8 protein-coding genes are annotated in these 13,271 nt (G+C 75.3%); all 8 read left to right on the forward strand.

Translation table 11 applies throughout. From position 1 onward, the window contains the following. The first annotated feature begins 7 nt into the window (after positions 1-7). Positions 8-4,549, forward strand: a complete 4,542-nt coding sequence (locus BJ992_RS21330) for a type VII secretion EssC family protein (RefSeq protein WP_184983722.1) — start codon at positions 8-10, stop codon at positions 4,547-4,549. Positions 4,550-4,815: 266 nt separating this feature from the next. Next, on the forward strand, positions 4,816-6,441 hold the full coding sequence (locus BJ992_RS21335) for a serine/threonine-protein kinase (RefSeq protein WP_184983724.1): 1,626 nt from the start codon (positions 4,816-4,818) through the stop codon (positions 6,439-6,441). Positions 6,442-6,455: 14 nt separating this feature from the next. Beyond that, a complete protein-coding gene (locus BJ992_RS21340) occupies positions 6,456-7,442 on the forward strand; it encodes an AAA family ATPase (protein ID WP_184983726.1) in 987 nt (328 codons plus the stop codon). Next, entirely contained in the window at positions 7,439-8,770 is a 1,332-nt protein-coding gene (locus tag BJ992_RS21345) for a DUF58 domain-containing protein (protein WP_184983728.1), read from the forward strand. Before BJ992_RS21340 ends, BJ992_RS21345 begins: the two co-directional genes overlap by 4 nt. A gap of 28 nt (positions 8,771-8,798) precedes the next feature. After that, complete coding sequence (locus BJ992_RS21350) at positions 8,799-10,943, forward strand: transglutaminaseTgpA domain-containing protein (protein ID WP_184983730.1); 2,145 nt, start codon at positions 8,799-8,801, stop codon at positions 10,941-10,943. A gap of 75 nt (positions 10,944-11,018) precedes the next feature. Beyond that, a complete protein-coding gene (locus BJ992_RS21355; protein WP_184983733.1) occupies positions 11,019-11,270 on the forward strand; it encodes a hypothetical protein in 252 nt (83 codons plus the stop codon). A 6-nt stretch (positions 11,271-11,276) separates the two neighbouring features. After that, positions 11,277-12,572, forward strand: coding sequence for a hypothetical protein (locus BJ992_RS21360; RefSeq protein WP_184983735.1), 1,296 nt, complete (start codon positions 11,277-11,279; stop codon positions 12,570-12,572). Next, entirely contained in the window at positions 12,569-13,186 is a 618-nt protein-coding gene (locus tag BJ992_RS21365; protein WP_184983737.1) for a hypothetical protein, read from the forward strand. The genes BJ992_RS21360 and BJ992_RS21365 overlap by 4 nt, the downstream gene beginning before the upstream one ends. Positions 13,187-13,271 lie beyond the last annotated feature (85 nt).

A 13,271-nucleotide genomic window follows, 5' to 3' on the forward strand; every position in this document is an offset into this window, starting at 1 on the left:
GCGCGAGATGCGGGTCGTGACGGATGGCCGGGAGACGGCCGTCGTGCTGCGGGCCGGGCCCGGCGCCACCGTGGCCGACCTCGTCCGCGCGCTGCCGGCGGCCGGCCTGCCTCCCTGCTCCGGCGTCCCGCTGTGGCTGGACGGCCACGCGGTGCCGCAGGACAGGCCGCTCGCGGAACTCCGGCTGCCGGCGGGGGCCCGCCTGGAGTTCGCGTCCCACCCCGTGAGCCCCGCCGGGACGGCGAGCCCGTCCCCGGGGCTGGAGGTGGCGGTCGCCGGTGGCGCCGGCGGCGCGGCGTCGGCCCCGCTGGTGGCGGGGACGGCGCTGACGGTGGGAAGAGCCGCAGGAGGGCTCACGCTGGCCGACCCCGAGGTGAGCCGTACGCATGCGACGCTGCTGCTCACACCGGACGGTGACGCGGAGCTGAGCGACGCGGGCTCGCGCAACGGGGTGGCGTGGCAGGGGGTGCGGCTCGACGGCAGCGCCGTCGTGGCGCCGGGGGAGGTGTTCGGGGCCGGGGAGACCGTGCTGGCGGTGCGGGAGAGCGACCCCGCGGACGCGCCGGTCGAGGCCGCGGGGGACGTGCTGCTGTTCAACCGGCCGCCGCGCATACCGCTGACCCGGCCCGCACCGGTGTTCACGGTGCCGCGCCGGCCGGACGAGCCCCGCAGGGTGCGCTTCCCCGTGGTGGCGATCGTGCTGCCGCTGGTCCTCGCGGCGGCGGCCTACGCGCTGTTCCCCGGCGCGGGGTACTTCCTGATCTTCCTGGCGCTGTCGCCGGTCCTGATGCTCGCCAACGTCGTCTCCGACCGGCGGGGAGGACGGCGTGAGCACCGCGAGGCGGTCAAGGAGTACGAACGCAGGCGTGCGCTGCTGGAGGAGGCCCTCGCCGCCGCGGCCGGCGAACAGGGACGGACGGGACGCGACGCGCTTCCCGACCCGGCGCGGCTGCTGCGCGTCGCGACAGGGCCGACCCGGCGGCTGTTCGAGCGCCGGCCGCACGACGAGGACTTCCTGCGGCTGCGGGTGGGGCTCGCCGCCACGCCGGTCGAGGCGGCGTTCACCGGACCGGGGACCGAGGAGCCGCCGGAGCGTCCCGTGGTGCACCACGCGCCGGTCGCGATCGACCTGGCCGCCGCCGGGGTGCTCGGCGTCGCCGGGCCGCGCGAGGCGGTGCTCGCCACGGCGCGGGCCGTGCTGGCGCACCTGGCGGTGCTGCACGGGCCGCACGACGCCGGGCTCGTGGTGCTGACCGGCGCCGAGGAGGCGGCGGACTGGGAATGGGTCACGTGGCTGCCGCATTCGCTGCCGCACTCCCCCGACTTCGCCTGCCGGCGCATGGTCGCCACCGACGCGCGGCAGGCCGGCGCGCGGCTCGCCGAGCTCGGGTCACTTGTCGCGGAACGGCGTGCCGAGCGCCGCGCCACGCTGCGCGCCGGCGGGCCGAGCGGACGGCGTCTCGTCGTGGTGGCCGACCGCGCGCGGCGGCTGCGTGAGCTGCCGGGGCTCGCCGAGCTGCTCGCCGAGGGGCCGGAGGCGGGGGTGTACGCGATCTGCCTGGACGACGACGAGACCAGTCTCCCCGACGAGTGCCGCGCCACCGTCGTCGTCACCAGCGCGTCCGGCACCAGGGCCCGGGTGCGCAGGCCCGACGGGTCGCTCACCGAGTCGGTGCTGCTCGACCGGCTCCCCGCCGGGGACGCGCTGCGCCTCGGCCACGCCATGGCCCCGATACGGGTGCTCGGCGGCCGGTCCGGCGGCGGCGCCGAGCTTCCCGCGTCCGTCGGCTTCCTGGAACTCGCCGGGCTCGGCGCCACCCCCACTCCGGAGGAGATCACGCGGCGGTGGGCCGCCGGCGGCCCGAGCACGGCGGTGACGCTCGGCGTCGGGGCCGAAGGGCCGGTCACGGTGGACCTGCGGCGCGACGGGCCGCACGCGCTGATCGCAGGGACCAGCGGCGCGGGGAAGTCCGAACTGCTGCAGACCCTCGTCGCGGGGCTGGCGCTCGGCAACACCCCCGAGGCGCTGTCGATGGTCCTGGTGGACTACAAAGGCGGCAGCGCGTTCGCCGAGTGCCGTGACCTGCCGCACTGCGCCGGCATGGTCACCGACCTGGACGGTCACCTGGTGTCCCGCGCGCTCGCGTCGCTCGACGCCGAGCTGAAGCGGCGCGAACGGCTGTTCGCCGAGGCCGGCGCCAAGGACATCGAGGACTACCTCGCGGCGGGACGCGCGCTGCCGCGCCTGGTGATCGTCATCGACGAGTTCGCGTCCCTGGTGGAGGAGGTCCCGGAGTTCGTCACCGGGGTCGTCGGCATCGGGATGCGAGGCCGCAGCCTCGGCGTGCACGTCGTGCTCGCCACGCAGCGGCCGGCCGGCGTCGTGAACGCCGAGCTGCGGGCCAACCTGAACCTGCGGATCTGCCTGCGCGTCACCAGCGCCTCCGACAGCGGCGACGTCATCGACGTCCCCGACGCGGCCCGGCTGTCGCGCCACGTCCCCGGCCGCGCGTACCTGCGCGCCGGCCACTCCGACCTCACCCTGCTCCAGGTGGCCCGCGCCGGACGGCCGCGCGAGCTGCCGGGGACCGGCGCCGCCGAGCAGGTCACCGTGACCCGGCGTACCGTCGCCGAGGCGGGGTCGGCGGCACCGGTGACCGCGCCGCCGCCGGCCGGACAGGACCGGGAGACCGACCTCGGGGTGCTCGTCGCGGCCGTACGCGACGCCGCGACGCGCGGCGGGGCCCGCACGGCGCCTAGCCCGTGGCTGCCGCCGCTGCCTGAGCTGGTGACCGTGGACGACCTGGACGCAGGGGACGGCGGCCTGGACACCGGGAACACCGGCCTGAACCTCGGGGACGGCGGCCGCGCGCCGTTCGCCGTGCCGCTCGGGCTCGGCGACCATCCCGGCGAGCAGGCGCAGCGGCCCTTCCTGCTGGACCTGGAACGGACCGGGCCGCTGCTGGTCGCCGGGATGGCACGCAGCGGCCGGTCCACCGTGCTGCGCACCCTCGCCGTCGAGCTGGCCCGGCGGCACGGGCCGGCCGACGCGCACCTGTACCTGCTCGATCAGGGAAACCGGGCCCTGGCTCCGCTGGCGGCGCTGCCGCACTGCGGCGCGCACGTGGACGGCGACGACGCCGACCGCACCGCGCGGGTCCTCGCGCTGCTGAACTCGGAGGTCGACCGGCGGCAGCGCCTGCTGTCGGCCGGCGGGTACGCCTCACCGGCCGAGCAGCGCGCGGCGTGCGGCGGCGACGCGCTGCCGTACCTGGTGCTGATGCTCGACGGCTACGAGACGTTCGTCGCGCGGTACGCCGACCTGGACGGCGGCCGGCTCGTCGACGCGCTCGACGGGCTGCTGCGCCGCGGACCGGCCGCCGGGGTGGTCACGGTGATCTCCACCGACCGGTCCGGTTTCACGCAGCGGCTCGCCGGCGCGACGGCGGCCCGCCTGGTGCTGCGGCACGCCGACCGCGACGACCTCGCCGCGTACGGGATCAACCCGCGTGAGGCGCCGCGCGCGATGCCACCTGGCCGGGCCATCGCCGTCCCCTCCATGGTGGAGACGCAGATCGCGATGCTCGACGCCGACCCCGAAGGCGCGGCCCAGGTCGCCGCGGTGGAACGCTTCGCGCAGAAGTGCCGGCGCCGCTGGGACGGCGTCCCGGAGGACCGGCTGCCGCACCCGGTGGACCCGCTGCCGTCCCGGATCACCGCCGCGGAGGCCGGACGGCTCAGGAGGACCCCCGCGCCGCCGGAGCCCACTGTGTGCACGATCGGGGTGGGGGGAGACCGGCTCGGGCCGGTCGACCTCGACCTGGCCGGGCTCGGCCACGTGTTCCTCGTCGCGGGACCGGCCCGCTCGGGCCGCAGCGGCGCACTGCTCGCCGTGGCCAGGTCACTGACCACGACCGGCCGACCCGGCGTGACAGTGGGACCCCATGGCGTGGCCGACGCGGCGGCGGGACCGCTTGGCACGGCCGGAACGGCGGCGGGAGCATATGGCACGGCCAACGCCGGAGCGGGACCCCACAGCGCGGCCGGCCCGGCGGCGGGATCGTCCGGCGCGGCCATGAGGCTTCCCGTGATCGCGGTCTGTCCCCGGCAGTCCCCGCTGCGTACGGCCCACGGGGTGGCGGCGGTGCTGGACGGCGGGGACGCCGAGGCGTTGCGGGTGGCGCTCCACGCGCAGGAGGGGCCGTGCGCGGTGCTGGTGGACGACGCCGAGCTGCTCGCCGACGGACCGTGCGCGACGGTGCTTGAGGACCTCGCGCGGACGGCGCGGGACCGGGGTCATGTGCTGGTGGCGGCGGGGACGACCGAGGATCTGCAGATGCAGCGGTACCGTGGCTGGCTGTCGGCGGTGCGGCGCGCGCGGACCGGGTTGCTGCTCACCCCGTCGTCCTCGGCCGACGGCGACCTGTTCGACCTGAAGCTGCCGTCGTCGACCCGTGGAGGGCTGCCGCCGGGACGAGGGCTGTTGGTCACCCCTGGCGGCCGGATGACGGTGCAGGTGCCGCTCTGTGATGAGGAAATTCACGGATGAGTCGGTGTATGACCACTGTGAGTGGTTATAGTACGACCGCAGTGCCGCCAGGAGCACGCTACGTGCCGCACCGCGGCCCTCGCGCGGACACCACTGCCTCACCGCTCGTGGATCGCGGCCCTCGTGCGGAGACCGCTGGCTCACCGCTCGTGGATCGCGGCCCTCGCGCGGAGACCGCTGGTTCACCGCTCACGGACCCCGGCCCACGTGCGGAGACCACTGCCTCACCGCTCACGGACCCCGGCCCACGTGTGGAGACCACTGCCTTGAACAGCGACCCCGCCGCGTTACCGACCCTTCCCCCGGGAGGGGCACGTGGGCCGGACCCCGGTGCCGCGCCGGTCCCCCTCGGCCGCGGCTACCGGCTGGAGCGGCTCATCGGCCAGGGCTCCAACGGCCGGGTCTACGAAGGACGCAGGATCGCCGACGAGCACCCTGTCGCGATCAAGGTGCTTCGCGAGGAGTACGCCGCCGACCGTGAGGCGGTCGCGCGGTTCCTGCGCGAACGTATGGCGCTGCGGTCCCTCGACCATCCCCATCTGGTGCCGGTGCACGACCTGGTGGTCGAAGGGGACACGCACGCCATCGTCATGGAGCTGGTGACCGGGGAGACGCTGCGCGACGCGATGGCGCGGGACGCGTTCGACGCCGACCGGGGCATGACGCTGCTCGGCCAGGTCGCGTCGGCGCTCGCGGCGGTTCACGCGGCCGGCATCGTGCACCGCGACCTGAAGCCGGAGAACGTGCTGGTGACATGGCGCGGCGGCGAGCCGTGGGCCCGTCTCACCGACTTCGGGGTGGCGCTGGTGGCCGACGGCCAGGTGCTCACCCGGGTCTCCCAGCTCGTCGGCACCCCCGCCTACCTGGCCCCCGAACTGGCGCAGGGCCGTCCCGCCGGGACCGCCGTGGACGTGTACGCGCTCGGCGTCATGGCGTACGAGCTGCTCGCCGGCCGGCGGCCCTTCACCGGGGACACCCCGATGGCGCTGCTTCGGGCCCACCTGGAGGACGAGCCGGCCCGGCCCGGCGGCGTCAACGACGAGGTCTGGCGTGTGCTGTCGGCGTGCCTCGCCAAACGACCGCAGGACCGGCCGCAGGCGGAGCCCTTGGCCGGCGACCTCACCCGATTACGTGGCCGCACCGGCGCGCTGCCTCCCGGCGCGCCACCCCCGATCCCACCCTCCGTCACCCCGTCCCCCGACCAGGCCTCCCCGGCGCGCTCCTCCGCGCCGCACGCTACCGGGTCCCCACCGGCCGCTCCGGGATCGGCCTTCACAGGACCGGCCACCGCTGGACGGACTACTACAGGACCGGCTCATAACGGACCGGCCACCACCGGACCTGCTAATGCGGGACCGGCCGCCACCGGATCGGCCGCAACGGGGAACGTGCTCCCCGAGGTGCTCGCGACGAGCGGTGCGACCGTGCTCGTCCCCGAGGCACCCGCGAAGCCTTCCGCGCCGCGACGGCGCCTGCTGTGGCCGGTGCTCGGTGCGCTCGGGCTGCTGGTCGCGGCGACCGGCGCGGGGATCTGGTACGGGACGTCGTCCCCGTCGGCGACGCCGCCCGCCGCGACCGCGTCACCGGGGCCGGCCCTGCAGTTGTACTCGGTGCCGCTGGTGCTCACCAGTCCCGAGCGCGGCACCATCAAGATCGACTTCGCGGACGCGTCGTCGGCGCCGGGGTTCGTCAAGTACGTGGTGTTCCGGGGGAACCTCAAGATCGCCGATCCGTCCGCCGGTGACGCGCCGCCGTACCTCGTCCACAAGCTCGACAGCCGCACCAGGTACTGCTACCGCGTCATGGTGCTCGTCGACTCGGCCGGTCCCGTGCCGGCCGATCAGAAACCCGTGTGCCGTGCCGCCGACGGACGCGCGGCACGGCAACAGTGAGCTTCGGAGGCCACATGTCGAGCGAGACGACGGAGACCTCCGTCGACGCGGCGTCGTACTTCGCCGCCGGGTTCACCGCGCTGCGCGCCAACGTCGAGCAGGCGCTCACCGGCAAACCGCTCGCCGTACGGCTGGCGCTGACCTGCCTGTTCGCCGGGGGCCACCTGCTGGTGGAGGACGTCCCCGGTGTCGGCAAGACGACGCTGGCCAAGGCGATCGCGGCGTCGGTGGACGCGAGCTGGCACCGCATCCAGTTCACCCCCGACCTGCTGCCGTCCGACATCACCGGCACCATGGTGTACGACCAGCGGCAGAGCACGTTCGAGTTCCGGCCCGGCCCGGTGTTCGCGCACATCGTGCTCGCCGACGAGATCAACCGCGCGTCGCCGAAGACGCAGTCCGCGCTGCTCGAGGTCATGGAGGAGCGGCAGGTCACGGTCGAGGGCCGCAGCCACCTGGTGCCGTCGCCGTTCCTCGTCGTCGCCACGCAGAACCCCGTGGACCTGGAAGGCACCTACCGGCTGCCTGAGGCGCAGCTCGACCGGTTCCTGCTGCGCATCGCGGTCGGCTACCCCGACGTCACGGCCGAACGCGACGTCCTGCTCGGCCGGGCCCGCGCGGGAGGCGCGCCGGCGCTGCGGCCGGTGGCCAAGGTGGAGCAGGTCCGCTGGATGATCGAGTACGTCTCACGGATCCACGTCGGGGACGCCGTCGCCGAGTACGTGGCCCGCCTCGCCGAAGCGACCCGCAGCCACCCCGGCCTGCGTCTCGGCCTGAGCCCTCGCGGCAGCCTCGCCATGGTCCGCGCCGCGCAGGCGTGGGCCGCCGGTGAGGGCCGCGGTTTCGTCACCCCCGACGACGTCCGGGCCGTCGCCGAGCCGGTGGCCGCGCACCGCCTCCTGCTCGACCCCCAGGCCGAGATCGAGGGCCAGACCTCCGCCGGCATCCTGAGCGACCTGCTCGTCACCGTCCCCGCGCCGGTCCCCGCCGCTCTGCGATGACCGCTCCCCCGCCGCGCGAGCCACAGCTCACCGGTTCCGGCTCCGGTCCCCGCCGCCGTCCGGCGACCCTTCCCTCGCCGCGTGGGCCTCGGCTCACCGGTTCCGGCGTCGCTGCGGCCATCGCCGGCGTCGTCCTCGTGGCGTCGGGCTCGGCGACCGGCTACCCGGCACTGGCGGGGCTCGGCGCGTGCGCGCTCACGCTCGTGCTCGGCGCCGTGCTGCTGGTGTCTCCTCCGGTACGGCTGGAGGGGAGCCGCACGGTGACACCGGGACGGGTGACCGTGGACACCGGCGCCACCGGACACCTCGTCGTGCGGAACACCGGCAGGCTGTCCACCGGCCGCGCCACCGCGTCCGACGGCCGCGCCACCGCGTCCGACGGCCACGCCGCCGCGTCCGACGGCCACGCCGCCGCGGATGACCGCCGCGCCACCGCACCCGGCAGCGGCCCCACGATGTCCGGCGGCGGCGCGCGCTCCGGCGTGCTCGTCCCACCGCTCGCACCCGGCGCCGAGGCGCGCGTCGAGTACGCCATCCCCACTCCGCGCCGCGGCCTGGTGACGGTCGGCCCGCTGACCCTCGACCGGCGCGACCCCCTCGGCCTGGCCCGCCGCACCGACCACCTGGCCCCCGCCACCGTCCTGTGGGTGCGGCCCCGCGTCCACCCCTTGGCCGCGCCACCGGCCGGCCTGGCCCCCGGGCAGGAGATCCGGCGCGACCGCGCCGCCGAGAGCGCGAGCGCGTACGACGGGCTGCGCGAGTACCGCGCCGGTGACGACCCGCGCCGCATCCACTGGCCGTCCACGGCGCGCACCGGCCAACTGGTCGTCCGCAGGCCGGTCGAAGGCACCGGCCCCGGCGCCGCCGTCGTCCTCGACACCCGGACGGCCGCGTTGTCCCCTGCCGCCTTCGAGGACGCCGTCGAGGTCGCCGCGTCGGTGATGACCGCCGCAGGTCCCGGCGACGGAGCCGTCACGCTGCACATACTCGGCGAAGATCCCGCCGCCGCGCTCCGCGCCGGCGCGCGCGGCCCCGTGGACCGGCTCACCCTGGCGGAGCAGGCCGACTCCGGCGTCGCGTCGCTGCGGTCCCTGGTGCGCGGCACCGGGCCGAGTGGAGCGTTGATCCTGATCACCGGGACCGATCCGGAGGTGCCGCCGCTGCTCGCGTCGGGACGGCGGTCGTCCGGCCGCGCCGTGCTGGTACGGCTGGCCCCGGACGAGACGTCCACCACGGTGCGGGACGGCGCCGGCCTGACCGTGATCAGCGCCACGTCCGCACGCACGGCCGTGTCCGCGCTCGGCCGGTTCGGCGGTGGCGGACGATGAGGCGTGCCGGGGACACATGGTGAACGCAGTGAACGCGGTGAACGCGGTGAACATGGTGAACGCGGAGACAGGCGGGGGGAAGAACGGCGGAGCAGGCGGGGGCCGGGTCGTCGGTGTCGCGCTGGCGACGTCGCTCGGGCTGGCACCCATGGTCGCGTTCGCGGGGGTGTTCGGACGCACGCCGGGTGAGGCGCTCGGTGACGCGCGGTACGTGCTTCCCGTCGCGGGGGCCGCGGTGGTGGCCGGAGTGATCTGCCTGGTGGCCGGGGCCGTGCCACGGCTCGCGCCGGTCACGCGGCTCACGCTGGGGCTCGCGGGACTTGTGGCGTACGTCGCGCTGGTGCTGCCTTCGCGGGCCTTCGAAGGACCTCGGCTGCTGGTGACGTCGGTGCCGCCGCTCGACCCCTCCGGCGCGGAGCTCGCGACGGTGGCCTTCGTGAGCGGAGCGGCGGCGCTCGCGGCGGCGGAGTCGGTGCTGCGCGGCAAAAGCGCGGTATGGGCCATGGCCGTGCCGGTGGCGGGGGTCGCCGCCGGGCTGGCGGTGGCGGGGTCCGCAGGAACGGCCGGATGGCTCGCGCCGGCGCTGGCGGCCGTGTGTGCCGCGCTTCTCGCGCTGCGGGCCCGGCCGGCGGGTGGAGTCCTGCGGGCCGTGGTGGCGGTGCCGTTGGTCGGGGCCGGGGTGGCGGCCGGACTGCTCGGGCCGGCGCTGGTGGCCGTGTTGCCGGGTCGCGCGGAACCGGCGGACGCGCGTGAGCTGGTGCCGCAGGCCGTGCGGCCCCGGCAGGGGGTCAGCCCGTTGTCGCAGTTCCCGGCCATCCGCAGCGGCAAGCTGCCGGTGCGGCTGCGGGTGACGACGACCGGACGGGAACGGCTGCGGTACGCGACGCTGGCGCGGTTCGACGGGACGTACTGGACCAGTGACGCGACGTTCTGGCGGGCCGGCACGCGTCTTCCCGGCGCTCCGGACGGCGGCACGGACGCGCGGACGGTGGACACGCGGGTGCGGCTCGTCGAGGCCGGGCCGGTCGGCATGGTGGTGAGCGCGGGACGGCCGGTGGAGGTCTCGGTGCCGGGACTCGGGGTGGACCCCGGCACCGGTGACGTGGCGCTGCCTGACGACCGGCCCCCGCCTGGCGAGTACACCGTGCGGGGCTCGGTCCCCGTGGTGGACGCAGCCGCGCTCGCCGCGGACCGGCCGGTGACCGTGCCGGGGACCGACCGGGCCGTCGCGGCGGTCGCCGACGAGGCGCGCGGGATCGCCGGGGACCGGCACGACCTCGCCGCGCTGCGCCGCCTCGCCGGTCACTTCGCCGGCGGCAGGTTCCGGTCGGAGTCGGGGCCGCAGGCTCCTGGCGGACACGGGATCTTCCAGATCCGGCGGCTCCTTGAGACCCGTGCCGGGACGGCCGAGCAGTACGCGTCGGCGTTCGCGGCCATGGCGAGGTCTCTCGGGTACGACGTCCGCGTGGTGGTGGGGTTCACCCTCGGCCGGCCGGCGGCCGGTGGCGGACGGACGGTGACGGGTCAGCAGATCGACGCCTGGGTGGAGGTGCGGTTCGCCGAGTCGGGGTGGGTGCCGTTCCATCCGGCTCCCACGCGGGACGGCGAGACACCGGAGCGGGAGACCGCCGAGGAGTCCGAATCCGAGCCCTCGGCCGCGTCGGACAAGGACGCCGACCCGTCCACACCCGGTCAGGGCCGGAAGGCGACCGGCCCCGCCGGTACGTCCTCCCCGGCGGTGCCGCTGACGCTCATGGTGGCCGTGCTGCTGGCGCTGCTGGCTTGCGTGCCGCTGCTGAAACCGGCGCTCCGCGTGCGCAGACGCCGCGCGCGGGACCCGGTGCGGCGTGTCACCGGAGCCTGGCGCGACACCATGGAACGTCTCGCCGACGCGGGACTTCGCGTCCCCGCCTCGGCCACCACCGGCGAGGCCCGCACCCGCGCGTCGGCGGGCTTTCCGACCCTCACCGAGCCGCTCGGAGCCCTCGCCGGCATCGTGGACCACACGATGTACGGCCCCGCGCCGGCTGGCCCGGCCGACGCGGACCGCGCCTGGGAACTCGCCGACACCGTACGCGACCGCCTGCGCCGCACCCTGCCTCGCGGCCGGAGGTTGTCGGCCGCGCTCCGGCCGCCGCGCCACCGGCTGTCACCGCGACTCCGCCGTCGCTGACGTCCGTCACGGTCCCCGCGCGATGGGTAACCCTTCCCATTTCGCCGGGGCCGCGGCGCTCCTAGGGTCGCTGCCATGAGCGCGAACCTGATCGCGGGACAGCCCGCGGTTCTCAGTGATGTCGCGGCCGTGCTCGGGGAGGCGGCCGCCGGGCTGCCTGTCACGCGAGGAGCGGCCGTGTCGGTGGGGGACGGGGCCGCGGACGCGGCCGTCCACGAGTTCGGCAGCCGGTGGTCGGAGCATCTGCACGACCTCGGCCAGGTCATGGCGGTCACCGCACGGCAGGCACGCCTGACGGCGATCGCGTTCCGGCTGGCAGGGGGGTGACGGCACATGGACGAGGACGCGGGGATGCCTGACGCGGTGCGGCGTGCCTCCGGCGACGCCGGGGCTCGCGCGTACGCGCTGGACGGGACCGGCCGGTCGATCGCGGCGGTCCGCGGCGGCCTGTTCGGCGGGCCTTCGGCGTTCACCGGGCCCTGCGCGGACCGGTTCCAGGGCACGCTGGACGGGCTCGGCGCGCGGGTGCTCGCGGCCCGCACCGCGCACGAGGAGATCGCGGACGCCTTGCGCAGGACCGTGGCGCCGATCCAGGAGGAACAGCGGACGCGCAGGGAACTGCGGCGTGCCGAGGAGCGGCTCGGCGAGGCCGAGCGCGCGCTCGCCACGGTGCGGACGTCCGGGCCGGATGACGTGGCGGACCCGGCGGCGGTGGCACGGGCCGAGCGCGACGTCGAGCAGGCCCGCGAGGAGGTGCGGCGAGCGCGGCGGCGGCACGAGGAGGCCGAGCAGGAGAGGCGCAGGGTCGTCCGTGAGCTGACGGTGGCCTGCCGTACCGGCACGGTCTTCGGCCCGCTGCCGGCGGCCCCCGGTGTGTCGGCCGGCGCGACGGCCGCGGCGCTGACCACGCTGCTCGGGCCGCGGCTGATGGACGAGCGTTCCGTCAAGAATCCCAACTCGCTCGGCCGCAAGGCGGGTGGCCGTGGGGTCACACCGCAGGAGATCCGGCGGTTACAACGGAACGGAGCGTCCCCCAGGGAGGCGATGCTCTCGCTGCTGTACTTCAGGGCCAACAAGTCAGGGGCCGTACGCGATGGGAAAGGCTGGGCTCTTGGATTCCGCGAGTACGACGTGACCGCCACCGTGGGCCGGGTCGGTGAACGGACCGGGGCACGGTTCGACGCACGAACGGCGGCCTACCTGTTGAGGCTCAACCCTGAGGCGAACGTGAAAGCCGGTCCTGTCCGCGCCAAGGCCGCGTTGGACGCCAGGATCCTTGGGGCCGAGGCGTCCACCGCGAACGAGTTGAGCTTCGGCAAGAAGGGTGGCCGGCTGGCTGCCGGCGGTGAACTCTTCGCAGGCGCGAGGACAGGCGTACCTGTAGAGGTCGAACTCGGGCCCGTGAAAGCCGTCGCCAAGCCTGAAGGCTGGCTCGGCGCCGGTTTGGCGGGTAACTTCGACGCCGAATTCCATGACGGAAAGCTCAAGATCAAGGGTGCGGCGGGCCTGGCGGCCGGCCTCGGCGCCAAGGTCGCAGGTGGCGCCGAGATCGACGTCGCCAAGCTGGCCCGTGATCTCGGCGACGGCGTCGCCGACAACGCCAAGAAACTCGTGAGGGCCTTTCCGTGAACGTCACGACGCACGTCTCCACCGGCATCGAAGCCGCCACCGAAGACCACACCGAAGACCGCGCCGAAGACCGCGCCGGAGACCGCGCCGGAGACCGCGAGAAGCGTGGCTGGACCGCGGTCCCATGGCCGAACATCGCCTCCCCCGGTCTCAGTCCCTTCCGCATCGAACTGCCGGACCGATGGACCGCGATCGAACCCCCTGGTGCGCTCATCGCGTTCCTCGGACCGGAGAACGGCGGCTTCCGGCCGAGTGTCGTGGTGTACGGGGAGCGGCTGCCGCAAGAGGTCACGCTCGCCGAGGCCGCTGAGGGGCTGCTGTGGGACACCGGGGCCGACAGCGCCACCGGGCCGCTGGCCGACGAGGACTTCCCCTTGCACGCGATCCGGGAGGCCGTCGTCAGCGTGGACGGCATGGAACTGCGTGAACTGGCCGTGGCGACCGAGGCCGGTGACATGTCGTCAGGCGGGCTGCGCAGCGTATTCACGCTGCTCGCCACGCATCTGGTGTCGCGGACGGCGGCGGACGAGCCGGTGCTCGTGGACATCCTCTCGTCGTTCGCCTGCGAGCGTGCGCCGGCAGGCAAGGACGGTGCGCGTACGGTCAAGGACTGATCACCGGGTCGCAATACGAATTAGGTGCGCCACCACACGTAATCCGGCCGGAACGGTGTACGCGAGAAGAGCGGCACCAGGCCGT

This window comes from Sphaerisporangium rubeum (assembly GCF_014207705.1).
Taxonomy (GTDB): domain Bacteria; phylum Actinomycetota; class Actinomycetes; order Streptosporangiales; family Streptosporangiaceae; genus Sphaerisporangium; species Sphaerisporangium rubeum.